The organism is Marinobacter sp. SS5-14b (assembly GCF_030541005.1).
Lineage (GTDB): Bacteria > Pseudomonadota > Gammaproteobacteria > Pseudomonadales > Oleiphilaceae > Marinobacter.
In genome coordinates this window covers 108364-133410 of record NZ_JASSVM010000008.1, presented here as the reverse complement: position 1 = coordinate 133410, position 25047 = coordinate 108364, and the positions used below count along the sequence as shown (strand labels likewise).

General features: G+C 54.7%; 21 protein-coding genes. 16 read left to right on the top strand and 5 right to left on the bottom strand.

Translation table 11 applies throughout. The features are described 5' to 3' along the window. The first annotated feature begins 445 nt into the window (after positions 1-445). From QPL95_RS15945 to QPL95_RS15930, 4 genes are read left to right on the top strand one after another with little or no spacing between them, the layout of a single operon-like run. Positions 446-835 (top strand): response regulator, encoded by a 390-nt coding sequence (locus QPL95_RS15945; protein ID WP_230715356.1) that lies wholly within the window; start codon positions 446-448, stop codon positions 833-835. Then, entirely contained in the window at positions 828-2489 is a 1662-nt protein-coding gene (locus QPL95_RS15940; protein WP_206556608.1) for a diguanylate cyclase, read from the top strand. The genes QPL95_RS15945 and QPL95_RS15940 overlap by 8 nt, the downstream gene beginning before the upstream one ends. Before the next feature lie 12 nt (positions 2490-2501). After that, positions 2502-5366, top strand: a complete 2865-nt coding sequence (locus QPL95_RS15935) for a PAS domain-containing protein (RefSeq protein WP_303291925.1) — start codon at positions 2502-2504, stop codon at positions 5364-5366. Then, entirely contained in the window at positions 5363-8578 is a 3216-nt protein-coding gene (locus QPL95_RS15930) for a response regulator (RefSeq protein ID WP_206556606.1), read from the top strand. Before QPL95_RS15935 ends, QPL95_RS15930 begins: the two co-directional genes overlap by 4 nt. Here the strand turns inward: QPL95_RS15930 and QPL95_RS15925 are convergent. After that, positions 8512-10935 (bottom strand): EAL domain-containing protein, encoded by a 2424-nt coding sequence (locus QPL95_RS15925; protein ID WP_241264463.1) that lies wholly within the window; start codon positions 10933-10935, stop codon positions 8512-8514. The two genes, QPL95_RS15930 and QPL95_RS15925, sit on opposite strands and share 67 nt — an antisense overlap. A 140-nt stretch (positions 10936-11075) precedes the next feature. On the opposite strand from QPL95_RS15925, the gene QPL95_RS15920 reads away from it, so the two are divergent. The 5 genes from QPL95_RS15920 (at position 11076) to QPL95_RS15900 (ending at position 14073) form a co-directional block, all read left to right on the top strand. After that, positions 11076-11459, top strand: a complete 384-nt coding sequence (locus QPL95_RS15920) for a hypothetical protein (RefSeq protein WP_303291924.1) — start codon at positions 11076-11078, stop codon at positions 11457-11459. Positions 11460-11606: 147 nt separating this feature from the next. After that, complete coding sequence (locus QPL95_RS15915) at positions 11607-12074, top strand: bifunctional diaminohydroxyphosphoribosylaminopyrimidine deaminase/5-amino-6-(5-phosphoribosylamino)uracil reductase RibD (protein ID WP_303291923.1); 468 nt, start codon at positions 11607-11609, stop codon at positions 12072-12074. A gap of 569 nt (positions 12075-12643) precedes the next feature. Next, positions 12644-13108 carry a GNAT family N-acetyltransferase gene (locus tag QPL95_RS15910; protein ID WP_303291921.1) on the top strand — a complete coding sequence of 155 codons (465 nt, stop codon included), beginning with the start codon at positions 12644-12646 and terminating at the stop codon, positions 13106-13108. A 542-nt stretch (positions 13109-13650) separates the two neighbouring features. Next, positions 13651-13890 (top strand): hypothetical protein, encoded by a 240-nt coding sequence (locus tag QPL95_RS15905; RefSeq protein ID WP_156509989.1) that lies wholly within the window; start codon positions 13651-13653, stop codon positions 13888-13890. A gap of 39 nt (positions 13891-13929) precedes the next feature. Continuing rightward, on the top strand, positions 13930-14073 hold the full coding sequence (locus tag QPL95_RS15900; protein WP_156509988.1) for a hypothetical protein: 144 nt from the start codon (positions 13930-13932) through the stop codon (positions 14071-14073). 88 nt (positions 14074-14161) lie between these two features. Here the strand turns inward: QPL95_RS15900 and QPL95_RS15895 are convergent, their stop codons facing one another. From QPL95_RS15895 to dctP, 3 genes are all read right to left on the bottom strand, one after another. Next, positions 14162-15472 (bottom strand): TRAP transporter large permease subunit, encoded by a 1311-nt coding sequence (locus QPL95_RS15895; protein WP_303291920.1) that lies wholly within the window; start codon positions 15470-15472, stop codon positions 14162-14164. Then, positions 15472-16023, bottom strand: coding sequence for a TRAP transporter small permease subunit (locus QPL95_RS15890; RefSeq protein WP_023008944.1), 552 nt, complete (start codon positions 16021-16023; stop codon positions 15472-15474). The genes QPL95_RS15895 and QPL95_RS15890 overlap by 1 nt, the downstream gene beginning before the upstream one ends. 81 nt (positions 16024-16104) lie before the next feature. After that, complete coding sequence (dctP, locus tag QPL95_RS15885; protein WP_058091220.1) at positions 16105-17151, bottom strand: TRAP transporter substrate-binding protein DctP; 1047 nt, start codon at positions 17149-17151, stop codon at positions 16105-16107. A gap of 167 nt (positions 17152-17318) precedes the next feature. Between dctP and QPL95_RS15880 the strand changes: the two genes are divergently transcribed. Next, a complete protein-coding gene (locus tag QPL95_RS15880; protein ID WP_058091219.1) occupies positions 17319-18059 on the top strand; it encodes an enoyl-CoA hydratase/isomerase family protein in 741 nt (246 codons plus the stop codon). Here QPL95_RS15880 and QPL95_RS15875 read toward each other — a convergent pair. Continuing rightward, on the bottom strand, positions 18056-19648 hold the full coding sequence (locus QPL95_RS15875; protein WP_058091218.1) for a class I adenylate-forming enzyme family protein: 1593 nt from the start codon (positions 19646-19648) through the stop codon (positions 18056-18058). The genes QPL95_RS15880 and QPL95_RS15875 overlap by 4 nt on opposite strands. A gap of 140 nt (positions 19649-19788) precedes the next feature. Here QPL95_RS15875 and QPL95_RS15870 point away from each other — a divergent pair, with 140 nt between their 5' ends. The 6 genes from QPL95_RS15870 to surE all read left to right on the top strand — a co-directional run bounded on the left by QPL95_RS15870 (position 19789) and on the right by surE (position 25034). Continuing rightward, on the top strand, positions 19789-20583 hold the full coding sequence (locus QPL95_RS15870; RefSeq protein ID WP_058091217.1) for an SDR family NAD(P)-dependent oxidoreductase: 795 nt from the start codon (positions 19789-19791) through the stop codon (positions 20581-20583). Next, positions 20583-21023 (top strand): PaaI family thioesterase, encoded by a 441-nt coding sequence (locus QPL95_RS15865; RefSeq protein WP_058091216.1) that lies wholly within the window; start codon positions 20583-20585, stop codon positions 21021-21023. The genes QPL95_RS15870 and QPL95_RS15865 overlap by 1 nt, the downstream gene beginning before the upstream one ends. A gap of 66 nt (positions 21024-21089) precedes the next feature. After that, a complete protein-coding gene (locus tag QPL95_RS15860) occupies positions 21090-22292 on the top strand; it encodes an acyl-CoA dehydrogenase family protein (RefSeq protein WP_058091215.1) in 1203 nt (400 codons plus the stop codon). Positions 22293-22326: 34 nt separating this feature from the next. After that, positions 22327-23094 carry an SDR family NAD(P)-dependent oxidoreductase gene (locus tag QPL95_RS15855; RefSeq protein WP_031210154.1) on the top strand — a complete coding sequence of 256 codons (768 nt, stop codon included), beginning with the start codon at positions 22327-22329 and terminating at the stop codon, positions 23092-23094. A gap of 81 nt (positions 23095-23175) precedes the next feature. After that, complete coding sequence (locus QPL95_RS15850; RefSeq protein WP_058091214.1) at positions 23176-24240, top strand: phosphotransferase; 1065 nt, start codon at positions 23176-23178, stop codon at positions 24238-24240. Then, a complete protein-coding gene (gene surE / locus QPL95_RS15845) occupies positions 24237-25034 on the top strand; it encodes a 5'/3'-nucleotidase SurE (RefSeq protein ID WP_303291919.1) in 798 nt (265 codons plus the stop codon). The genes QPL95_RS15850 and surE overlap by 4 nt, the downstream gene beginning before the upstream one ends. Positions 25035-25047 lie beyond the last annotated feature (13 nt).

Genomic DNA, 25047 nt, shown 5'->3' with positions numbered 1-25047 from the left:
CGCTTCTTGGTCTGGTACTCGGCTTCGGAGAAGGTGATCTGATCCATGGTGGCAACGAATCCTGTGCAGTTGACGATGACCGTATTATCGCTGATTTTGAGACTTATTCAGAGCCTCCTTAGCATTTAGGTCTATGATGCTGTTCAGAGAAGTGAACAAGTAGCTGTAGAAAAACGACCTGATGCGGCGAGAAATATCCACAGCATCAATACTACCGTTCCTAACGTTCATGGCACCATGCCCTCTGGCGAACGGTCCTCCACGATCAGAAATTGAGTCTATGCTTGGCTTTGAAGATCCGTAGTCAGTCATCAAAAACGAATAATCGGCAAAACAGAAGAGGCCGAAGGATCTACACTGTAGGTAAAAAAGGCTCTGGAGTTCATTGCTTGAAACTGCCTTACATGAATGTAGACAAGAAAACAGCCACTTTGGATCCCGAAAAATGAGCACATTGCAAAAGGTCGCTTACGTAGAGGACGACCCAGACATCCGCGAGATTGCTGCCCTCGCCTTGGAAGACGTGGGTGGGATTACGTTGAAAACCTGTGAGTCCGGTGAAGTTGCACTGCGGGAGATCCCGGCATTTGAGCCGCAATTGATTCTGCTGGATGTCATGATGCCCGGCATGGATGGCACGGAGACTCTGACCGCGCTCAGAAAACAGGGGGCCATAACGGAAGCCACCCTGGTCGTGTTCATGACAGCCAAAGTTCACCCGGAGGAATTGGAACGTTATAAAAAAATGGGCGTTGCAGAGGTGATTTCAAAACCCTTCGACCCGATGACTCTGGCGGATGATATACGAGCGATTTGGGAGCAGTTCGATGGTTGAGTCGTCCCCTGCCGGCCGTTCTCTCAACCAAATTGAAAAGCTGAAAGCGGCCTACGCCAAACGTCTGGAGTCCGAATTCAGGCGGCTTGAAAGTCTGTCTTCCCGTTTGGAAACGCATCCCTCTTGTGAAAACGCACTGAGTGAATTGCATTCGGCATTGCATAAGCTGGCGGGTGCTGCAGGCACCTTCGGTTTTCACTCGCTCGGCGAGAAAGCCCGCGAGCTTGAAACAATAGTCGCAAAAAACCTGCCGGAACCTTCCAAAGAAGCAGACCTTCCCGCCAGGTGGTTGTCTGAACTGAGAGATGCGCGTGCGGCCGACAGCCATGGGCAGAGCGAAAAAGCGATTGAAGCCAGCCCTCAGGCCATTGCTTCAGGCTCTCCCTGCCTATGGCTGATAGAACGCGATCATCTGCTTGCCAGTTATACCCAGTCGCAGCTGACAAGTTTTGGCTTTCGTGTTTTTCATCTGGACGATGCCGGTGTTCTTAAAACAACCGACAACCCGGAACCCGACCTATTGCTGATCGATCACCATGCCGTTCAGTGCGAAGGCCACGAGCCGCAAGATGTTTGGCAAGCCCTGTTAGACGATTTTCAATGCCCGATATTTTTCACCGGTGCTGAGGAGAGTTTCAGTGCGAGGCTGGAAGCCTTGCGCGCAGGCGCGCAGGGTTACTTTGTCAAACCGCTGGATATGGTCAGGCTTGCTGCACATATCTCCCAGGTTATTCGGACTGAGCACTCCGAACCCGGGCGGGTCCTCATCATAGAGGATGATCGGGAACTTGCGAGTCACTGTCAGTCCATTCTTGAAAACGCGGGCATGCAGGTGACGATACTCCAGCAAACCTACCAGTTGTTTGAAACCGTCAGCGAGTTTGACCCCGAGCTAGTCCTGATGGACCTGTGGCTGCCCCATGTGACCGGTGCGGAACTTGCAGCACTGCTCTCGCAAACCGATCGTTGGGCACATTTACCCATCATCTACCTGTCGGCGGAGTCCAACTCGGAGCTGCGCAACCAGGCCCTCCTCAGAGGCGGGGACGCGTTTCTGGAAAAACCCGTCGACAGGGACCTTTTGGTCCGATTATGCGCAGCCAGAATCCAGCGCCTGCGCGAACTGGAACGAACCCGCAATCGGGATGGCCTGACCGGTTTGCTGAAGCATGCCAGCATCAAAGAAGCATTGCAGATGCAATGGCAGTTGGCTCAACGGCGCCCGCAAACATTCAGTGTCGCGATGCTGGATATCGATCATTTCAAGGCAATCAACGATACCTACGGTCACTCGGTGGGTGACACGGTGATCGCCGCCGTGGGCACGCTGCTTCGCCAGCATTTTCGAATAACTGACAAACTCGGCCGCTATGGTGGCGAGGAGTTCACACTGGTGTTGCCGGATTGTGATGCCGATCAGGCCCGCAAACTGGTGAACCGTTTGCGGGAAGATTTCGCGGATATCAAATTTACAAGCGATGGCGCCCCCTTTACCTGCACACTCTCAGCAGGCGTGGCAGATAACCATCAGTTTCCGAAAGATACGGCCGAAGCATTGCTGGAAAAGGCTGATCAGGCACTTTACCGTGCCAAGCGCAACGGGCGAAACCGGGTGGTTCGCGCGTCAGACCAACAAGCGCAGGGCTCGTCTTGATCGAGGTAACCCATGAAAGCCCCTAAGACTCCGGATAATGAAACCGAGCGTCAGCAGGCGCTGGATGACAGTGGCCTGCTGGCCGAAGGATCGGAGGAACGCTTTGATCGCATCACCCGTCTGGCTTGCCATACCTTCTCTGTGCCCATCGCCCTGGTGTCTTTGATCGACCGGGATCGGCAATGGTTCAAATCCCGGCAGGGGCTCGACGCAACAGAAACACCCCGAGATATCTCTTTCTGCGGTCATGCGATTCATCACAGCGAGCCTCTGGTTGTTGAGGACACGCTTGAGGACGAGCGCTTCTTCGATAATCCGCTGGTGACCAGCGCCCCTGACATCCGTTTCTATGCCGGTGCCCCCCTGCATACCGAAACCGGGCATCGCCTGGGTACCCTTTGCCTGATCGACCGCCAACCGCGATCGTTTGACGACACTCAGATTGGTCTACTCCGGGAACTGGCGGGCATGGTGGAGGATCTGATCCGGGCGGATGCCCGACAGCGCAGACAGAGCACGGAAATGGAGGAGAAGCTACAGGCAAGCCATGATGAAATGGCTGCACTACTGAACAATATGCCCGGTGTGACCTACCGCTGCCTGCCGGATGACCAATGGACCATGCTCTATATGAGCAGGCAAGTGGATAACGTCAGTGGCTACACAGCAGACGATCTGATCGGGAATAAACGCATCAGTTACGCCGAACTGATTCACAGCGACGATGCGGCAAAGTGTGACGAGGCCGTCGCAAAGGCGATGATGAATAATACGGAGTGGCACATCGAATACCGGATTTGCCACCGCACCAAGGGATGGCGCTGGGTGGAAGAGCGCGGCCGATGCATACGGGACGATCCACAGTATCCGGCTGTGCTTGAAGGGTTTATTGTGGATATCACCCGCGAGCACGATGCGCTGCAGCAACTGGAGCACAATCAAAGGGCATTGATGCTGCTGAATGATATTGCCTTCTCCACTCACCGCTCACTGGATGACAAGATTGGCCACGCCCTGCAGGAGGGCAGACGCTACCTTGGCTCAGATCTGGCGATTCTCAGCCAGATCGAGAGAGACACTTACACCGTTGCCTGGGTAGACGCCAGTGACGGTATTCCGGTGGCCGCCGGTCAGCAGTTCCCACTGGGCGACACCTGGTGCGACGTGTTGGTGTCCAGTGCCAATGAGGGGCCGACCCGCGAGTACTTTATACCGGACACGGATCGGCCTGAGTATCACGCTCACCCTTGTTACAAAGCCAACCCGCTGGGTAGCTATGCAGGCATTGTTGTGGAGGTGGACGGCCACCCCTGGGGAACCCTGAACTTTTCTTCTGTCCGTGCCAGGCAGGAGGACTATGACGAAAGCGAAAAGCTGTTTCTCCGGTTGCTGGCCAACTGGTTGTCCGAGATGTTGACCAACAGCCTCGGTCATGACCGTCTGACCAAGCTGATGGCACAGTTGCCGGGCACCGTGTACCAGTTTCGCCGTTTCCCCGATGGAACAATGGTCTTCCCCTTCAGCTCACCCCAGGTCGAGAATCTATATGGAATAACCCCGGAGCAGGCCGCGGAGGATGCGGCGCCGGCTTTTGAGCGCATCCATCCGGATGATCTGGCCGCCGTGAGCGCATCGATCGAACACTCAGCCTGGACCCTGGAGAACTGGGCGATGAATTATCGCGTGGCGCACCCACGCAATGGATATCGCTGGGTCTCGGGTCACGCCAAACCGGAACGCTTACTGGATGGCAGCATCCAGTGGCATGGGTATATTCAGGATATCCACGAACAGCAACAGGCACGCCTTGCGCTGGAACAGAGTGAAGCGCGCCTGCGCGGCCTGTTTGAGTTTTCTCCCATTGGCATCGCGCTGAATGACTTTGAGACTGGCCGCTTTATGGACCTCAACCACGCACTGGTTGCCCCTAGCGGCTATACGGCAGAAGAGTTTGTCGAGCTCAGTTACTGGGATGTCACGCCCAAAGAGTACCTGCCCGAAGAAGAGAAAGCTCTCGCGGACCTCAGCAAAACCGGGCGTTATGGTCCTTTTGAGAAAGAGTACATACGAAAAGACGGCAGCCGTTACCCCGTGCGCTTGCAGGGCATGTTAAGTGAGGAAATGGATGGCCGGAAAGTCATTTGGTCGCTTGTTGAGGACATCAGTGAGCGCAAGAAGCTCGAAAGAATGAAAGACCAGCTTATCTCGATCGTCAGTCATGAACTGCGCACACCGCTGACATCCATCAAGGGCAGTCTCGGCCTGTTGGCCGGCGGCGCGGCCGGTGAACTGCCGGATAAGGCACAAAAACTGCTGAAAACTGCCGAGCGCAATACCAGCCGCCTGATGCTTCTGATCAACGACCTGCTGGATATGGAAAAACTGGTGGCGGGCAAGATGCACATGGAGCCGCAGCAGCAAGCATTGGCGCCCATTCTGGATGAGGCGATTGAGTCTGTTCGGGAATACCGGGGGGGCGCCCACAGTGTCAGCATTGACACCCCCCAGGCGTGGCCGGCGATCACGGTCAATGTCGACAGCCCGCGGCTTGTTCAAGCGCTGACGAACCTGCTGTCGAATGCTATAAAGTTTTCCCCGGAAAATCACCCTGTGGAAGTCTCGGTCATCGAGCACGACGAGACCACTGAAATCCGCATCCGGGATCATGGTCCCGGGGTGTCGCCGGAGTTTCAGGAACGACTGTTTCAGCGGTTCAGCCAGGCCGACGCCACCGACAGCCGCAAGCTCCCCGGCACCGGGCTGGGTCTGGCCATTACCCGTAAACTCTGCCAGCAGCTCGGGGGCCAGGTTGGCTATCGCGATGCCGACGGCGGCGGTGCCGAATTCTACATTCAGTTACCGGTGATTGAATCATGACCTTTGCAACGAAAGCCATCGCCACATTCGGTCTGGCTCTGCTCGCGGTTTTGGGCAATATAATCAACCTACCCCTGTTCTTTGGTGTGCATTTCATTTTCGGCTCTGTCGCCGTGATGTTGGCCATAAGGTTGGTGGGTTTTTGGCCTGCCGTCTGGGTGGCGCTGGCCGGTAGTGCCTACACCTGGGTACTTTGGGGCCATCCCTACGCCATCCCTGTCTTTACGCTGGAGGCGGTTGTTGTCGGCCTTTTGTACCGGCGCGGCCTGAACAATCTGGTACTGGCCGATCTGGCTTTCTGGCTCGTGGCCGGCACCACCCTGGTTCCAGCGTTATATATGGGCTTGGTGGGCATAGATACTACGCCCGCCACCATGATTGCCCTCAAGCAGTCGCTGAATGGTCTGTTCAACGCCCTTATTGCAGGGCTGTTGGTCAAGGTACTAGTGTGGCGGTTTCAGAACGGGACCGTTCGCTGGCTGCCACCCTATATCCGGCTAAACGAATTGCTTTTCCATGTCCTGCTGACTCTGGCGCTAATCATCGGAACCACCCCTGTGATCATCGGCAGCCATGAGGACGAAACGGAACTGGAAAAGGGCTTGGCCACTGTCATGGCTCGCGCCTTAACCACCACAGCGGATCGCCTGCGGCAGAACCCCGATGTCTCCGAGGTTCTTGAATCCGAGCTGCGTCGCTTTGAATACACCGATGCCATTGACGGCATAGCGCTGCTCAACGCTGAGGGAAAGGTTATTGCCGACGCCGGAGAATTCACCTTGCCGTCATCAGGAATGAGCCGACAGTTCACCGGCCTGGAGAATCTGGACATCTGGCTGCCGGATTCCGATGAAAGCCTGGTGAATCGCTGGCAGCAGGGACACTACCAATACCACCGGCCGATCGACGACCTGGCGGTCGGCGCCAAATTGATAGCGGATAAGTCGGCCGGGCCGCTGATTCAGACCCTGGAACGTAAACACAATGAGAGCTTCGCTTTTTTGGCGGTGATGGCCTTGCTGAGCATTGTGGTCAGCTTTTTACTCAGTCGTCTTCTGACACGTCCGTTGGTGAAACTCGACAAAGCCAGCAAGCACCTGCCTGAGAAAATTCGCGGCAACAATCCACCAGAGTTGCCCGATAGCCGAATTCGTGAGTATGGCATGTTGTCGGCTTCACTCCGTACCATGGGCACTGCGCTGGCCAGGACTTTTTCCGAACTGGACGACGCACGGACCACTTTGGAACAGCAAGTTCAGGCCCGCACCCGGGAGCTGGCCAGCACCTCCGCCATGCTGAGCAATGTTCTGGAAGCGTCAACCGAGTTTGCCATTATCGCCACCGATACCGAGGGGACCATCACCCTGTTCAACACAGGCGCTGAAAACCTGCTTGGATATGACTCAAGTGAACTCATCGGCGTGCAAAGCCCTGCACTGTTTCATCTTTCATCTGAGATTGAGGAACGGTCCCGGGAGCTTTCTGAGACATTCAGCGAAGCCGTCTCAGGCTTTGATGTCTTCGTGAAAAACGCTATGCGTCAGGGTGCCGAGACGCGGGAGTGGACCTACCTGAGTAAACAGGGTGACTCAATTCCTGTGACGCTGACCGTCACCCCCATCCTGGATGATGCCGATAAGCTGACCGGCTTTCTAGGCGTTGCCGAGGACATCACCGAGCGCAAGCGCATTGAGCAAATGAAAAGCGAATTCATTTCCACCGTCAGCCACGAACTGCGCACGCCGCTGACCTCCGTTAGCGGTGCCCTGGGGCTTGCTCTGAGCGGTAAGCTGGGGGATATACCCGAAAAGGCCACAAAGCTGTTGGAGACCGCCCACCGAAACAGTGAGCGATTGGCATACCTGATCAACGATTTGCTGGATATCGAAAGGATCGCGGCGGGAAAAGTGAATCTGGACATGCAGGTTCAACCGCTTCAACCCATACTTGAGCAGGCCGTGGAGGAAAACAGGACCTACGGTGCCGAGCGCCATATCAAACTGGCGCTGGACAGCGAGATATCCCGGCAAAACGTCAAGGTTGATAAGCAGCGGCTGAAGCAGGTGCTGGCCAACCTGCTGTCCAATGCCATCAAGTTTTCTCCCGACGGCGGTACAGTCACTGTCGAGGCATCCAGTACGAATACCGATATCACCGTTCGCGTGACCGACCATGGCTCTGGTATTCCAGAGGATTTTCACCACAAGATATTTCAGCGATTTGCTCAGGCCGACAGCTCAGACACGCGTCAAAAAGGGGGCACGGGGCTCGGTCTGGCCATTACCCAGGAGCTGCTTACCCGCATGGGGGGCACGATTGACTTCGAGACAACCGCCGGCGAAGGAACGCGCTTTTTCTTCTCTCTGCCGTTGATAACACCGGCTGAAAAAGCACCCTCTGCCCGTTCTCCAAAAAACACGGATGGCTCATCCAATGAGTCACCCAGAATACTGGTCGTGGAGGATGATCCAGATGTCGCCGAACTTCTAAGACTTTTGCTGAAAGGGGCAGGGTATCAGGTCGATGTTTGCCTCACTGGCACAGGGGCTCTGGAATCCGTGAAGACGGGGGGCTACGACCTGATAAGCCTCGACCTGATGCTACCGGATGTAAGCGGGCTGGACATTATACGACGGCTGAAAAAACGGGCGGACACCGCCAACATTCCCATTGTGGTAGTGTCCGCCATAGCGCGCCAGGGTCAGCTAGAACTTAATGGCGAGGCTGACAATATTGCGTGGCTGGCAAAACCGATTCAGCATCAGAGACTGATTGATTTGGTGCAGCATGAGTTATCAGAGGGCTATCGCCCGAGAATCTTGCACATCGAGGATGATGCGGATTTGCATGAGGTCATTTCGGCTATGGTCCGTGATCATTTGAATCTGGAATGGGCAGGAACGATGGCCGATGCCAAAAGACTACTGAAACAACAGGCCTATGATGCCGTTTTGCTTGATATTGGTCTGCCCGACGGCTCAGGGTGGGACCTGATTCCGGACATTGAGAACAAGCAACCCAATGCGGCCATTGTCATCTTGTCCGGTGAGGACATCAGCAAAGAAGAACACTCCGCTGTGGAAGGTGTGCTGCTGAAAAACCGGCTTACATCCGAACAACTCATCAACGTGATCCGGGAACGTATTCAAAGCAACCAGCCACCCGCCTCCAGGTCTTCGGGCAGCATGGGGCGGGCACTCAAAAATCCCTGATACTGATGGCAACCGATTTCCCCCAGGAAGACCAACTCTTCCCTGTTTTCCACACCCTCGGCAATGACCGTCATGTTCATGCTTTGACCCAAATGCGCCATGGTGCGCAACAAACGTGCATCCGCAGTTTGCGACCAGTGTTCAATAAAACTGCGATCGATTTTCAGCTTGTCAGCGTTGATGCGATGGAGATAACTCAAAGAACTGTAACCAGTGCCAAAATCATCCAGTGCCAAGCGGACACCAAGCGACTTGAGTGACTCAAGTACCTGACTGGCGTTCTGCCAGTCAGCCAACAGCAGGCTCTCGGTAATTTCCAGAACGACTTTTTCTGGCGCCAGCTTATGGGCGTAAATCAACGAAGTCAGATTGTCTATAAATGAGGGTTTCTGAATATCTCTCGCGGAGAGGTTCAGCGACATAAACCAATCCGGGTTGATATTGTGCCAATGGGCGAGTTGAGGCACCACACAGCTGATTATCTGCTCCGTTAACCGGGAAATCAGCCCCCGCTCTTCCATCAATGGAATAAACTCCCCCGGCCCCAGCAGGCCATGCTCCGGATGCTGCCAACGGGCCAGAGCCTCGAACCCGACAATGCACTCCCCTTCCACTGAGAATATTGGCTGGTAAACCGCAACAAACTCTTGATTATCCAGGCCCTGCCTGATCGATTGTTCCAGGGTAAAGCGGTATCTCTGCTCAGCCTGGAGCTCTTCATCAAAGTAGACCAGTTCAGCACCCTGGGCCGCTTTCGCTTTAAACAAAGCCATGTCCGCGCGATCTATAAGCTCATCTGCACTCGTAATGTCTTCCGTGCAGATCGCAACACCGACATCTACCGATAATAGGGCAGCCCCCTGTTCGGAAACCATATTCGTTTGATTGACAGCCTCAATCAGTTTCCTCACGTACTCATCAAGCGCCTCTTGGGAAGAATGACCCTTGCTTAGAATCAGAAATTCATCACCGGCCTCACGGCTCAACATGCCGGTTTCTCCCAGGTGTTGACTCAGCCTCCATGCAACACGTTGCAGGATCTCATCACCAAAGTACTGGCCATGGAGATTATTGATGGTGTGAAAACCCTGAAGATCCATTTTTATCAATGCCAGAACATCTCGAACCTGTTGCGGCAATATTCCGTTGAGGGCACGCCGGACTTCCGCCAGTTTAGGCAGTGCAGTTAGTGGGTCTTGGATCATGTCCGCCTCGGGCCCAGTCAAGGTACGATTCAGGCTCCGCAACTGGCGACCTTTTACGACCCGTGACTTTACCATCATCAACAGCCGCCAGGGCTCTATCGGTTTGGTGATGAACTCGTCATTTGCCAGGCGGGCACAGGCCAACTGCGTTTCCGTATCAGCAACCGCCGACATAAACAAAAGAGGTATGGTAGAGAACTCTTCGTGCTGGCGAATAATACGACCCAGTTCAATGCCATTGCAGACAGGCATGCTGACATCAATCAACACCAGTTCAGGTTGAAACTGATCCAGAAGAGAGAGGGCATTTTGCGCGTTATCCGCCGTTCTGACTGAATAACCAGCACCACCGAGAATGGAATCATACAAGTCCAACAGGTCCTGATCATCGTCGACAATCATGACCCGGTATGGCTCGGCAGGTGCCAGACTCAGTTCAGCGTGCAGTAGGGCTATCAGCCTAGGAATATCCAATGGTTTGTGAAGAAAATGATTGCCTCCTGCCCTGACCGATGCAAGGCGAAGGTCGAAAGAATCATGTTCAGAAATGAAAGTGACTGGAAGGGGGGCGCCATCATTATGTCGCCAGTAAGCCACCTGCCTGGCGCCTGCATAACGATCGCCGAAAAAATCCATGTCGACGATCACGGCAAGCGGATCATAGTCGGCAATCGCCTGTTCCAGTTGGGCGATATCCTTCTCGACGTGTGCAATATAACCGTAAGAGTCGAGGGTCTCCGAGAGTTTGAGCGCGAAATCTTTATCGTCGTCCACAATCAGGACACGGACGTCACCTACAGACTGGCTTTTCGTTACTGCAGCATTTTGGGCGTAATTATGGCCCACCTCATTCGATTCATCTTTTAAGATCTGTCTTAATGCCCGCAACAATGCACTGAACGGTTCGGATGCTGCCGATGCTCGTTCCTGCCGTGAAAACTGTTCCGTTTGCTCCAATGCCTGCTCAAGCTCTCTCGCCACCTGCGACAATTCCCTGAATCCATAGGCCTTGCCCGAACCGGCCAGACGATGCGCCATTGACTGGATGTTCGACAGATTGCTTTGGTCATCAGCCGCGGCCGTCCAAAGTGCCTCCAGTTTTTGTGCGTACCGACCCAGGCGATCGATGTACTGAGCTCGCAGATTGGCCATTTTACGAGAACTGGTTGGGCACATAATGTTCCTTATTATGGAGGTAAGCCGAGTTGTTACGAATTAACCTGAATGCCAGTCTGGCAGGCTGCTGCAAATCAGGCGCACATACCCCGATTCCCCTTTGTGTATAGGTTAATGTGGACCCTGGCGTCAAGGCCACTGCTGCGCAATATAAAGCATTTACCGACATGAAGGTCTACCTATACACGTACAATATCTGCTATCAGCTAAGGCACACGGTCGCTTATCTATACACAAATCAGAATGCGGATGGGCTTTGGGGCGAGAAATATTTCGCCACCTCGCTTTCGGTTGGCGCCCTGAATCTCTTTTCTTCAATTAATGTGCTGCTTGATCCAGAGAAAGCGGTGCATGCTAGTCAGTTGGTCGACGTGTCCTCGGGCATCAGCCTGTCTGGTGCTGTGATCGATGTAAAGGGCACGATGGACGACGCGGTCTCGATCAAGTCCGATGGCAGCTTCACGGTGTCGAATCTCATGGGTTCTCTCCCGGACCTCTAGACACTCCTGTCCTGTGTACTGACTTTCCGCCAAGGAAAGTGTTGGTCTATCCGCCTGAACGTTCGCTTTGCGACCAACCATGGACTGAGTGGGGCAATTGAGATCTAATGAGAATTAGAATCAATCAACTGAAGCTAAGGAGTCAGGTTGGCATCACACAAAACGTTCATGGCACTTGCTCTACTAGAGTCGCAGAAGGCTTTGCCGGCATGTTTACCTAATCCACCAGTTGGTTGTGTGCTTGTTCGCAATGGGCAGATTGTCGCTAGCGGGTACACTCGGGCTCCTGGCGAACACCACGCCGAGGCTGACGCCCTTGCAAAGATCGTGGAACCAATGACAGGCTTAACCGCTTACGTGACGCTTGAACCATGCTCCTTCCAGGGCCGAACACCATCATGTGCTGATGAATTGATTAAACAGGGAATTGAAAAAGTTGTTGTTGCTTTAGTGGACCCCGATCCAAGAAACAACGGGCGGGGCCTGAAAAAGCTATGCCAGGCAGGGGTAGAGGTAGTTCAAGGCGTTTACGCTGAGAAGGTCAGTGAATTCTTGGGAACATACCTTTACCAAGCCGACTCAGACCTGAAGTCAGATGATGGACCGCATGAATGAAAGAACGCTTTATTTAAGGTGCCGATCAACTCAGCGCTGCGTAATTGTCAGCCCATGAACTTCGAGATCGGAAGGTCAGAGGATTTTTTGGTTGAGCACTGTTATTCGTGCGCCGTTCCTGGTTATTTAGTCGTTTCGCCATTGGCAACAGTCGAATCTTTAGACGCTCTGCCAAGCAGATCTCTTGAAAACCTCGGGCCGTCGTTGGCCGCTGCATCCGCATTAGTGAAGGAGATTGTCAAACCACTGCGCGTTTACTGTGCTCAGTTTGGGGAAGAACAGTCCCAACTGCATTTTCATATTTTCCCAAGAGGTGCGGCGCTCACGAGAGAATACCTGGATGCATTTCCCCAGCATGCTTCACAAATTAGAAGCCCTATTGTTTTGGATTGGGCCAGGGACCAATACCGTTGCTCCAAAGAATTAGCGTACCAGTCTAATGCGCACGTTATTGACCAGCTTCGAAAGCTGTGGGCCGTACGACAATGTTATTAGGTTTGCTCCGCTCTCCATCCGACGCCTTGGCATAAAGGCGCTTATGGCTGGCGCAACGTAATGGGGTCAAATTCGTGATTTTGGTGAAACTGAGGGATCTTCGTCAGCAAGATAAAGCGGCTGTCATAGCAATGCTTAGAGATCGTAAGGTGATGAGGTTTCTTGGCCCTAATCGCCCCCTAACAGAAGATGAGGCGAATTCGTGGTTTGAGAGTGCGCTCGCTAACCCGGCCCGATTCGTTGTTGCTGAGGCCGACACGGATGAATTCATTGGCTTCTGCGGAACTAAACGAATAGATGGTGTTTTAGATTTCGGCTACTTCATAAGGTCGGAGTTTTGGGGCAACGGCATAGCTGCAAGGGCGTGCAGGATGGCGGTTGAAAAACTGTCCGCCGAAATCGATTTTGAGACCGTCCAGGTTTTCATCGCGGACGAGAATGTGGCCAGCAAAAGGATAGCAGAAAAACTGGGTTGGCAAGTCACGCAAAGTGGTTCTAAGGATGGAGAGCCTGGCCGATACTACCGAATAACCATTTAAAAAGGGCGCGAACGGAAAAGCAAAACCATACCGCTTTCTCTTACCTTCGGCGTTACTCCTGCGTCGGTCAACGCTGGCATTGTCCAGAATCCGAATGTTCGCTTTGCGACCGTAGCTTGTGTTTGTACCTCTGCCAATCGCTGGGGCGCCCACTCCATAGTTATGCTGCTTGAGTTCGACACGTTCTTTTAGCCCGGAAGCCAGCCGTAATTCCCGATGGTGTCAGTACTACCTAGCAAAAAGGTGGGCACTCTTCAGCACCAACGGCCGGCTAAACTATGAGCTCAAGAACACAGCAAGATATCGTCATCAAGCTAATGCGTATGTCGTGTCCTCATAACGACATTGATTAGCCCAAGGATCGGAAGACGTTATCGAAGAGAGCTTGGCTAAGCTGATGCAAGTGAATCCGGATCTTCTGGTTGGGACGTCGATGGGAAGATGGCTGGCGGGCATTCTGTGAGCCGAAGCCGGTATTCCGGTTGTCGCCATCAATCCTGTGACGGATTCTGCCCACACTTTCACGTCCTGGATAGGCCCGGATGTCGATCATCAGGGTAGGCCTATCAACTGACAGACGAAGTGGTTTCTGGCTACTATTCTTTCACCCGCTGGGGCAGCGGGCTGTTGCTGCTGGATCAGGGGATGAACTGCTTCCGTGGAATGACACCGTCGGGGCGCTTGGGGATTATTTTCCGGTTTATAGCTTTGAGGGTGGCAGCCACCGGGTTGAGCATATGGAAGAAGCGTTGAAGCTGATTTGGGAATATGTGAAGGATTGAAACCGAAAACCAGGACTGTATGAACGGATAGACCGAACCATGAATTATGACACTCTCAAGCAGTGCCACCGCGATGAGCGAGGCGGCTGCCCCGCCAATCTCAGCCTGCGGGTTCATCGGTCTATGAACTGGCTGCAGCGAGCAGGGCAACTTGAAGACCCCTGGATTGGAGCGGGCAAATAAGTTCCTTTGCTTGTGAGCGACTCTGACAGGTCGATTTGCAATTAATAAAAGCAAGAAGGCCTGAGGTCGTTCAGGCCTTCTTGATATCTCAGAAGAGTAATTCCGGCAACCAGGTTGCGATCTCCGGGAAGATCATAATCAGTATGATCCCAACGATTTCTACCAGTACAAACGGAATGATCGACTTGTAGATATCGTTCATTGTGACCGACGGAGGCACTACACCTTTCAGGTAGAACAGGTTGAAACCAAAGGGTGGTGTCTTGTAACCGATCTCCATGTTGATCACGAACAGAATGCCGAACCAGATTGGGTCAAACCCTAATGCCGTGATAATCGGAATAAATACCGGCAGAGTGATCATCATAATGCCGACAGGGTCCAGAACCATCCCCAGGAAGAAGATGATGACCATCATGGCAATAATAGTTCCCCAGGCTCCACCCGGGATCATGGCCATAATGCTTTCAATCAGGGCCTGGGCTCCCATGCTTTGATAGGCAGAGCTGAATGCGTGGGCCGAAAACAGGATCCACATGGTCAAGCCAGTCAGCTTGAGGGTGCGGATCGCGGCTTCATTCAGTACTGACCATTTGAACTCGCCGTAGACCGCTGCTGAAATCAGCGCACCGAGGACACCCATGGCTGCGGCTTCTGTGGGTGTAGTGAGTCCGCCCATGATGGAGCCCAGTACCATTCCCACCACACTGATCGGCAGGAGAACAGAGCGCAGGGCGCGGAACTTTTCAGGCCAGGATGCCCGGTCGTCTTTAGGAAGCGCCGGTGCCAGGTCCGGTTGCAGGGCGCAGCGGATAATGATGTAGAGCGTGGTAAGAATCATCAGCATGATGCCGGGCATAACACCTGCGGCAAACATCTTGCCTACGGATACTCCCGTTATCAGGGCGTACAGAATCATCAGGATGCTTGGCGGGATCAGAACGCCCCAGCCGCCACCGGTATTTATAACCCCGAGTGCCATCTGCTTGTCGTAACCCCGGGACAGCATGGATGGGAGTGCGATCGCACCCATAGCGACCACGGCTGCACCGCTGATGCCCACCATGGCTGCAAATACCGCACAAATGCCCAGAGTACCGATGGCCAGGCCGCCCCGGAGGCCACCGAACCAGAGATACATCATGCGGTACAAGTCTCGCGCAACGCCTGTGCGTTCGAGAATCATCGCCATAAATACAAACAGAGGTATGGCCACCAATGTAAAGCTTTCCATGGTGCCCCAGATCTGGGAAACCACCATGTAGAAGGAGTCAAAGCCCCAGGTGAAATAAAGAAAAACAACAGACACACCACCCAGCACGAATGCCAGTGGCAGGCCAAGTAACAGGAAAAACAGCAGCGAACCAAAGAAAAGAAGCGTCATGACTTCAATGCTCATTATGCTTCTCCTTCTTCAGAATGGCTTTTCCGCTCGGCGGGGTCGTAATAGCTCAGGTTAAATGCGATGGCGATATCCTCCAGCAACCTCACAATGCCTTGCAGCAGCATCAAAACAGAGGCAACAAAGATGGCTCCCTTGGCTGGCCAGATAGGCGGGTTCCAGGCAGAAAAGGAGGTTTCCCGGCTTTCGAATGACTCAGATGCCATGTCAAAGCTGAACCAGACCAGTGCCAGCATGAAAATGAAAAACAGAATGGAGGTGAAAATGTCGACAAAGCCCTGGGCTCTCAGCTTCAGCGTCGAGTGCAGCAGATCGACATTCACGTGCCCGCGGTGGGCCATGATGTATCCGCCAGACATTACTGCGTATACACCGAACAGCAGCTGTGTCAGTTCATTTGTCCACACCGAAGGTGAATTGAAAAAATAGCGCAGAGCTACTTCAAGTATCAGAAAGACAAACATGGGAAAGACGATCAGGGCTATACATCGGCCAACGTACTCGTTGAGCCTGGTGACGCCTTTCATGAATGCGCTGACTACGCTCATGGCACTCTCCGGGGGACTTGGGTGTGAACTGAGAAAACAGGCCCCGGGGGTTAATCGGGGCCTGTGGTGTTGCGTTTAAGATCAGAGGTAGCCAAGTTCGCCAAGGAACTGCTTGAGCAGGCTCAGAGCCTTCTTGGCCTCATCGCTGCGCTTGGCTTCTTCATCCCACATGCCCTGGGCTGTCTGGGCAAGCTTCTGCTGAACATCTTCAGGCATCACGTTTACTTCAACACCTTGATCAGCAACGGCTTTGGCAAGGGCGATACGCTCTTTGTACAGATACTGGTTGGTGCGGATCCAGAATTGCTCATCCAGAGCCTGTTTCACCACCTGCTGCAGGTCTTCCGGAAGTTTGTCCAAGGCCTTCTGGCTGACGATGATGACATCAGTGCCGGCGATGTTCAGCGCAGGCTGAACGTGGTATTTGGCAACATCATACAGGCCCATGCTCGCAGCACCCTGGGCAGCACCCCAGTGGGCGCCGTCTACAATGCCGGAATCCAGTGCGGTGTACAGTTCACTGCCCGGGATATAGGAAGCGGAAGCACCGGCCTCGGTCAGGAACTTCTGAAGCGCACCGGAGGAACGGATTTTCAGCCCCGTGAAGTCTTCCCAGCTGTTGATGGGTTTGCTGGTAACCATTTCGGTCGGGTAAACCTTGTCGGTTGCCCAGTAAACGCCAGACTTGGCGGCTTCATCCCGCAGCATTTGTTCGAAGCCCATGTTCTGGTGGAAGTAGGCGGCTTCCCAAACGTTTCGGAATGCGAAGGGCAGGCCAGAAGCAATTCCGGCCAGAGTCATCTTGTCCTGGGCATAACCGGGAGAAATCGTACCCATTTCCAGAATGCCACGACTCACGGCATTGAAGGTTTCTGTGGCCTTGAACATAGCGCCTGCTTCAAACAGCTGGAGCTTGATCCGGCCTTCAGAGCGTTCTTCGATCACATCCTTCAGTCGACCAAGGCTGTCCTGGTAGGAGCTGCTGGAGCCTGGCCAGTGGGACTGAACCTTCCAGGTGTAGGTTTTTTCAGCGTATACAGGTGCGCTGGCGATAACAGCAGATACACCCAGTGTTAACGCGGATGCATAGGTAGTAAGGTTTTTTCTGAATGTGGCAAGGAAGCTCATAAGTTTGCTCCAGTATTTGTTATAGTTGCATTGCTCGTGTTTCGCAGTGCAGAATATAAGACTGCACCGTGAACTTTTGTTGTTCGACTTTATCACAAGATTTGCCATTTGCAATAGGACGTTTTTCTCCTGTTTCAGAGGGGGAGGGCGACACCCAGGAGATGTACATGATCAAGAAATATAGCCAAGAAAAAACGATCCATCTTGTCATAGATCGTCCGGACAAAAAGAACGCCCTGAACCGAAACATGTATGAGCAGCTGGCAGGTTATGTGCGGGAGGCAAGTTCTGACCAGCATGTGCATGCCATCGTCATCTCGGGTGCTGAAGGTGTGTTTACCGCCGGCAACGATCTTGATGATTTCCGGGCGCGGGCTACGGACGAAAACCCGAAACCCTCTGCCGGCCTTGCATTCATTGAAGAATTGATGGCGTGTGATACTCCGGTGATAGCGGCGGTGGAAGGGTTGGCGATTGGTATTGGCACCACTATGTTGCTCCATTGCGACAGCGTATTTGCGGGGCGCTCGGCCAGGTTCAAAACTGCCTTTGTCGATTTGGGGTTGGTGCCGGAGGCTGCTTCAACTGTGACCATGCCATTGCACCTTGGCTCCCGGATGGCTGCTGAATTGCTGTTGCTTGGTGAAACCCTGGATGGCACCCAGGCCGGTGAGTGTGGCCTGGTAAGCCGCGTGGTAGATGATGGACGGGCTGTGGATTCGGCCCTGGCCCTGGCGGGCAGGCTGGGAGAAAAGCCCCGAGACGCATTGCGGGCCAGCAAGCGTTTAATGAAGGCGCCATGGCGCGACCAGGTGCAGCAGGCATTGGAGCGGGAGCGCGGTGTGTTCAGTGAGCGCTTGCGTTCCGACGACTGCCGTAATGCTTTGAGTCGCATGCAGCGCCGTTAACCGGCGCTGTTATCCCAGTAAGGCGTTCTTAGCTCCCGCTTCAAGACCTTGCCAATGGTAGAGCGAGGCAGTTCCTGCCGGAACTCTACGGCACTGAGGCGCTGGGTCTTGCCCAGATGCTGGTTGGCCCAGTCCCGGATTTCCTCTTCTGTTTCCTGGCATCCGGATTTCTTTACCACCAGAGCGAGGGGAGTTTCGCCCCATTGGCTGCTGGGTATGCCGATAACCGCAGCATCGGATACCGCAGGATGGCTGAGGACGACTTTTTCCAGGTCTACGGCGTAGATGTTGAAACCGCCGGAAATAATCATGTCTTTCCTGCGGTCGAGAATATGAACAAAGCCGTCTTCGTCAATGCGGCCCATATCGCCGCTGCGATAAAAGGCAAGTCCATCGGGGCTTTGCCACAGCATCTCCCTGGTCTGCTCCGGGCGGTTTACGTAACCCCGCATCATGGAAATCGCGCGCCCGACAATCTCGCCGATCTCACCCTGAGGCAGCTCCTTGCCATCTTCGCTGACCACCCTTACTTCAGCCCCTTCGGTGGGCACTCCGACGGTATCCCATTTGTCCGGGTAGGCAGCGCAGTCGAGGCTGGTGGAAATCCCGCCTTCTGTGAGGCCATAGACCTCCCGGATATTGCCTGGCCAGCGTTTCATGGTTTCGGCGATCACATGGGCCCGGAGCGGCGCACTGGTACAGAGCTTGAGCTTGAAGCTTGAAAGGTCAAACTGGTCGAAGTCCGGAACCGCCAATATGCGCTCAAACTGCACGGGCACCAGCATGGCGTGGGTGACTTTGTGCTGTTCTGCCAGTTCAAGGAAGCGACGGGCATCAAACTTGGCCATCAGCACGAGGGTGCCGCCATAGAAAATGGTCGGTAGCACCGATACCAGGGTGGTGTTGGAGTACATTGGTGTCGATACAAGGTTAACGGCTTCACCGTTGAGCCCGAACCGGCTCATCCTGACCATTTGCCGCTGGCGGAACCGGTAGTCGTGGAGTATGCCCTTGGGAGTTCCGGTCGTGCCTGAACTGTAAATGATGTTGAACGGATCGTTCAGTGTTACCGGCGCCGGGTCTGGCTCGGCGGGAATCGAGCCCAGCCAGTCCTTTAAATGCTGTCCGGCAGCATCGTTGTCCAGCCCGATCACCTCATCGTGATTCAGGCCGGCCCTGGGGCTGGCTTCGGCCCAGATATCGAGGTTTTTACGGGAAACGAACAGGAACCTGGAGCCGCAGTCACGAATCATCAGAGCCAGGGATTCGCCGCTGGCCATACCGGAAAGCGGCACCATGCAGCCACCCGCCACCAGGGTTCCCAGATAGAGGGCCACCATTTCCCTGCTGTTTTCCGACAAGGCCGCAACGCAGTCGCCTTTTTTAAGGCCGGTTTGTCGCAGCCTGTTGGCAATGCGGTTGACCTCATGCAGCAGACCGGCCCAGCTGAGCGCTCCCTTTTCGTCGATGATCGCGGTCTTGTCGCCTTGTCCGCTGGCAAAGGCCTGAATACGAAAACCGATGGCCTCCATGGCTTCGCCGGAGTCAGTGGGAGCGTATACGGGCATTTCGTCAAATTGCGTTTTCATTTTGTCATCCTTTGATGTTGTAGTTTTGCTAGATGAAATTAACTTCCAATTATATTGACTCATAACCGTTGCGCGTGACAAATTATCTGGAAAGCAAAATAGAACACACAAAAATAAATCATGTTAGCGGGGAGAATTTCATGGGGCGATTTGATCAGCGAGTGGTAATCGTCACCGGGGCCGGAAGTGGTATCGGGCGGGCAACCGCACTCAGGCTGGGTCGCGAAGGGGCATCCGTTGTGCTTGTTGATGTCGCCGAGGGCGGCTTGCTCGAAACCGAGAATCAGATGGCTGATGGTGTATCTGTGCTGCGTCGGGTGGCAGATGTTGCTGATGAGGCTGCGGTAACTGCCCTGGTAGCCGAAACCATGAAGACCTTTGGCCAGATTGATGTGCTGTGCAATATCGCCGGTATCGCCAGTATTTCCGGAGCCCATCCGCCGGTCACCGAGAACAGTCGTGACGAGTGGGAGAAAGTGCTCGCTGTAAACCTGCTGGGAACCATGCTGACGATAAAGCACGTTGCACCTCACATGCAGGCCCGCAAGAAGGGCAGCATTGTCAATACTGCATCGGTTGCTGGTATTCGTTCGGGGGCTGGAGGCAATGCCTACAGCGCATCAAAGGCCGGCGTGATCAATCTGACCATGACCGCAGCCTGTGACCTGGGGATGGACAACGTGCGGGTAAACGCTGTTTGTCCGGGGCTGGTTGAAACCGGTATGACCCAGAAAGTCTTTGACTATGCCCGGGCACACGAAAAAGCCCACAAACTTGGCTCCCGTTGTGAACTCCGCCGTTATGGCGACCCTGCAGAAATTGCTGCCGCCATCCTTTTTCTCGCCAGTGACGACGCAAGTTACATTACCGGCCAGGCCCTGGCCGTTGATGGCGGGAACACCGCGTCCCTCAACCTGCCTGGAATGAAAGTCTGATGAGCAACAGTAGTCTGCACATTACCGGTGGCAAAGACTTGCCGGGTTTTCACAACATGTTGGGCTACCGGCAGGTGTCGTGGGAAGAGGGCGAGGCCGTGATCGAGCTGGAAATCCAGGCCGATCACCTGAATCTGGGTGGTGTGATCCATGGCGGAGTACTTACCTCCTTGCTGGATATTGCCATGGCCGAGGCCGGCACTTACTGCCCCTATCCCGGGCGCATGCGCAAGGCTATTACGCTTTCGCTGACCACCACGTTTACCGGGCAGTGCACCGGGGGCGTAATCCGGGTGACCGGTCGTAAGCGCGCGGGTGGAAGCCGGATCTTTAACAGTACCGGTGAAGTTCACGACGAGCAGGGCAATTTGCTTGCAATCGGTGAGGGTACTTTCCGGATACGTTCTGGTAGTGAGAAACCTGAAGGCGTTCCCGTCTGAATGCCTGCTAACGCGATTGCCGGCGTTAGTGGCGGTCGCAAATAACTGAACAAAGAGGAAGCGGATATGTTCGAGCTGTCTGACAAGGCCAAGAAACTGCAGGCCGAATTAACCGAGTTCATGAATGCCTACATCTACCCGAATGAAGAGAAGCATCACCATCAGGTGGCAACCGCAGAAAACCGCTGGGCACCGGTTCCGATCATTGAAGAGCTGAAAGATAAGGCCAAGGCTGCCGGGCTGTGGAACCTGTTCCTGCCAGAGAGTGACCTGGGTGCCGGGCTGACAAACTTCGAGTACGCGCATCTGTGCGAGATTATGGGCCGATCCGAGATGGCTCCTGAAGTATTCAACTGCTCCGCGCCGGACACCGGCAACATGGAAACCATTGCACGTTACGGAAACGAGGAGCAGCAGGAACAGTGGCTGAAGCCGCTTCTGGATGGAAAAATCCGTTCCTGCTTTTCCATGACCGAGCCGGACGTCGCTTCCTCTGACGCAACCAACATTGCTTGCGAGATCCGTCGTGAAGGTGACGAGTACGTTATCAGCGGTCGTAAGTGGTGGTCTTCAGGTGCCATGACCACCACCAGCAAGATTGCCATCGTTATGGGCAAAACCGATCCCAGCGCTCCCAAGCACCAGCAGCAGTCGATGATTCTGGTGCCACTGGATGCACCCGGGGTGAAAATGATTCGCCCGCTGACGGTATTCGGTTATGACCATGCGCCGCACGGCCACGCCGAGATTCACTACGACAACGTGCGGGTGCCGGTCAGCAATATCCTGCTGGGTGAAGGTCGCGGCTTTGAAATTGCTCAGGGTCGCCTCGGGCCGGGCCGTATCCACCATTGCATGCGCACCATCGGTGTCGCCGAGCGTGCCCTTGAACTTATGTGCAAGCGCGCGAATGCCCGTGAGGCCTTTGGTCGCCCGCTGTCCGAATTTGATTCCATCCGGAAAGACATTGCCCGCAGTCGCATCGACATCGAGCAGGCTCGCCTGATGACCCTCAAGGCGGCCCATATGATGGACACCGTTGGCAACAAAGTGGCCCGCCAGGAAATCGCCATGATCAAGGTGATTGCCCCGAGCATGGCCCTGAAAGTTATCGATCGTGCAATTCAGGTGCACGGTGGTGCCGGTGTTAGCCAGGACACCTTCCTGGCATCTGCCTGGGCCAAGGTCCGTACCCTGCGCCTGGCCGATGGCCCGGATGAGGTTCACCTGGATTCCGTAGCCAAGCTTGAACTGCGTCAATACCGCTGAAACAGCTGTTACCCAGAGTAATAAGGATTCGGAAATGACTAATCCATTATTTGATATGACCGGGAAAGTGGCTGTTATCACAGGCTCCACCAAGGGCATTGGCCGGGCCATTGCCGAAGAAATGGCCCGTTGTGGTGCCCGGGTTGTGATCTCCAGCCGTAAGGCGGAAGCCTGTGAACAGGTAGCCAGTGAAATGCGGGCCCAGGGCTTTGATGCCATGGCCATCGCTTGCCACGTCGGCAAGAAGGAGGACCTGCAAAACCTGGTCGACAAAACTAACGAAGCCTGGGGCACCATCGACGTTCTGGTTTGCAACGCCGCGACCAACCCGGTGTATGGTCCGACCGCGGAAATGACCGACGATGCCTGGGACAAGATCATGGACACCAACGTCAAGGGAACCTTCTGGCTCACCAATATGGTGCTGCCACAGATGGCCGAAAAAGGCTCAGGTTCTGTGGTGCTGCTGTCCAGTATTGCCGGTATTCGCGGCAACACCACTATCGGCACTTACGGTGTGTCCAAGGCGGCAGAAGCTGCCCTGGCGCGCAACCTGGCCGTTGAGTGGGGGCCGAAGGGTATCCGTGTAAACAGCATTGCGCCGGGCCTGATCAAGACCGATTTTGCCAAAGCGCTTTGGGAAGACCCGGTTCGCGTAAAGCGGGCAGAAGACAAAACCCCGCTTCGGCGCATCGGTGATCCGATCGATATTGCCGGCCTGGCTGTTTTCCTGGCGACCCCGGCCAGTGCCTACATTACCGGGCAGGTGATTGTTGCCGACGGTGGTGAAACCATCTGCTGATACCGGGAAACCGGAACACCCCTGCCGCCGGGCACCTGTCTGGCGCCAGGGGTAGTCAGAACATAACGACAAGAGATAATCATGAGCATGACTCCAGAGCTGGTAGCGGTTCTGCCAGCCCACAAATTCGATGAAGCCCGCCTGCTCAACTGGCTTCAGCAGGCATTGCCGGACTTCGGTAACCAGATGGACGTGAAGCAGTTTCAGGGCGGGCAATCCAACCCTACCTTTCTGCTGGATACCGGCAACAGGCGTTATGTACTGCGGAAGAAGCCCCCGGGAAAGACGCTGCCTTCGGCTCACATGGTGGAGCGGGAATACCGCGTTATGCGCGCGCTCGCTGAACACACGTCCGTTCCGGTACCCAATGCTCGCGTACTGTGTGAAGACAGTGAGGTCATTGGCACTCCCTTCTACGTGATGGATTTTCTGGAAGGCAGGATTCACTCCCATTCAGCACTCAAAGAGCTGGAGCGTGAAGAGCGAATGAGGGCTCATCACTCAGCTATCGACACGCTGGCAGCTTTGCACTCTGTGGATGTCAACGCTATTGGACTGGCAGATTACGGCCGTCCGGAGGGCTATGTGTCCCGCCAGGTGGCTCGCTGGAGCAAGCAATATCTCGCATCCCGGACGGATGACCTGCCGGCTATGGACAAGCTGATGGCCTGGTTGCCGGAGAACCTCCCGGCCAGGGATGAGACTTCGATTGCCCACGGTGACTACCGGTTTGGCAACCTGATGCTGGCACCGGACCGCCCGGACGTAATCGCGATTCTGGATTGGGAACTGTCGACTCTCGGGCATCCTTTGGCAGACCTCGCCTATTACTGCCTGCCATACCACCTGCCTGCTGACATGCCCGGTATGCGAGGCCTGAATGGTGAAGATCTGCAGGAGCTTGGTATACCAAGCGAGCAGGAAACCATTGCCCGGTACTGCGTGAAAACCGGCCGGGACGGCATCGATGACTGGCACGTGTTCCTGTCGTTCTCGTTATTCCGGCTGGCGGCCATTCTTCAGGGCGTTTACAAGCGGGCCCTGGATGGCAATGCTGCCAACGCCAATGCGCTGGAAGTTGGCAAGCGTGCCAGCCTGCTGGCGGATATCGGCTGGCAGATTGCTTGTGAAGGCCGGAAGCCATGAGCGGAGAAGCGATGATGCAGGGAAAGATTGCCAATCGAATTCTGATTACCAACGATGACGGCATCAATGCGCCGGGTATCGCTATCCTTGAAGCCATTGCCCGGCGGTTGGCCGATGAGGTTTGGGTTGTGGCTCCGGAACATGATCGCAGCGGAGCTGGCCAGAGCATATCCATTCACAGTCCGTTACGGGTTTATCAGGTTGGGGCTAATCGTTATTCGGTGTCAGGCACACCGGCCGATTGTGTGTTGTATTCCCTGGCCGAGTGGTTCGGGGAAACACCGCCAGACCTGGTGCTCTCCGGTGTGAATTGCGGAGCGAACATCAGTGATTCGGTCCAGTACTCGGGTACCGTTGGAGCGGTACTGAGTGCCCACCACATGAACATTCCGGCCATTGCGCTGAGCCAGGCTTACCTGAACCGGGACGACGTCCGCTGGTCGCCGGTGGAAACCTTTGCTGAAGCGGTCATTCGCAGGCTTTACCACCCCGGCCAGGTTCTGGCGTGGAATGTGAACTTTCCAGCCTGTGAAGCGGCCGATATTACCGCAGCCCGATGGTGTCGGCAGTCCAACGGCTCTATCCAGAAGCCAACACTGGTCGCTGGCCGTGATGCGCGCAGCCTGCCTTACTGGTGGCTTGGTTTTGACCGGAGCTCACGCCACATTGTGGCGCCGGATGCGGATGTGACCGTACTTCGTGAAAAAGCCGTTGCCATTTCACCGTTACGCCACGACGAGCCCTTGCCCGGGGCTGTTGATTATTTTGATTTGTCCGCTCAAGCGGTTGACTGAATTAACCCAGGGG

Excerpts from the sequence above, each read along its gene's own strand:
- QPL95_RS15945 (WP_230715356.1), top strand. The coding sequence starts at position 446 with ATGAGCACATTGCAAAAGGTCGCTTACGTAGAGGACGACCCAGACATC.
- QPL95_RS15940 (WP_206556608.1), top strand. The coding sequence starts at position 828 with ATGGTTGAGTCGTCCCCTGCCGGCCGTTCTCTCAACCAAATTGAAAAG.
- QPL95_RS15935 (WP_303291925.1), top strand. The coding sequence starts at position 2,502 with ATGAAAGCCCCTAAGACTCCGGATAATGAAACCGAGCGTCAGCAGGCG.
- QPL95_RS15930 (WP_206556606.1), top strand. The coding sequence starts at position 5,363 with ATGACCTTTGCAACGAAAGCCATCGCCACATTCGGTCTGGCTCTGCTC.
- QPL95_RS15925 (WP_241264463.1), bottom strand. The coding sequence starts at position 10,935 with ATGGCCAATCTGCGAGCTCAGTACATCGATCGCCTGGGTCGGTACGCA.
- QPL95_RS15905 (WP_156509989.1), top strand. The coding sequence starts at position 13,651 with ATGTCGATCATCAGGGTAGGCCTATCAACTGACAGACGAAGTGGTTTC.
- QPL95_RS15900 (WP_156509988.1), top strand. The coding sequence starts at position 13,930 with ATGAATTATGACACTCTCAAGCAGTGCCACCGCGATGAGCGAGGCGGC.
- QPL95_RS15895 (WP_303291920.1), bottom strand. The coding sequence starts at position 15,472 with ATGAGCATTGAAGTCATGACGCTTCTTTTCTTTGGTTCGCTGCTGTTT.
- QPL95_RS15890 (WP_023008944.1), bottom strand. The coding sequence starts at position 16,023 with ATGAGCGTAGTCAGCGCATTCATGAAAGGCGTCACCAGGCTCAACGAG.
- dctP (WP_058091220.1), bottom strand. The coding sequence starts at position 17,151 with ATGAGCTTCCTTGCCACATTCAGAAAAAACCTTACTACCTATGCATCC.
- QPL95_RS15880 (WP_058091219.1), top strand. The coding sequence starts at position 17,319 with ATGATCAAGAAATATAGCCAAGAAAAAACGATCCATCTTGTCATAGAT.
- QPL95_RS15875 (WP_058091218.1), bottom strand. The coding sequence starts at position 19,648 with ATGAAAACGCAATTTGACGAAATGCCCGTATACGCTCCCACTGACTCC.
- QPL95_RS15870 (WP_058091217.1), top strand. The coding sequence starts at position 19,789 with ATGGGGCGATTTGATCAGCGAGTGGTAATCGTCACCGGGGCCGGAAGT.
- QPL95_RS15865 (WP_058091216.1), top strand. The coding sequence starts at position 20,583 with ATGAGCAACAGTAGTCTGCACATTACCGGTGGCAAAGACTTGCCGGGT.
- QPL95_RS15860 (WP_058091215.1), top strand. The coding sequence starts at position 21,090 with ATGTTCGAGCTGTCTGACAAGGCCAAGAAACTGCAGGCCGAATTAACC.
- QPL95_RS15855 (WP_031210154.1), top strand. The coding sequence starts at position 22,327 with ATGACTAATCCATTATTTGATATGACCGGGAAAGTGGCTGTTATCACA.
- QPL95_RS15850 (WP_058091214.1), top strand. The coding sequence starts at position 23,176 with ATGAGCATGACTCCAGAGCTGGTAGCGGTTCTGCCAGCCCACAAATTC.
- surE (WP_303291919.1), top strand. The coding sequence starts at position 24,237 with ATGAGCGGAGAAGCGATGATGCAGGGAAAGATTGCCAATCGAATTCTG.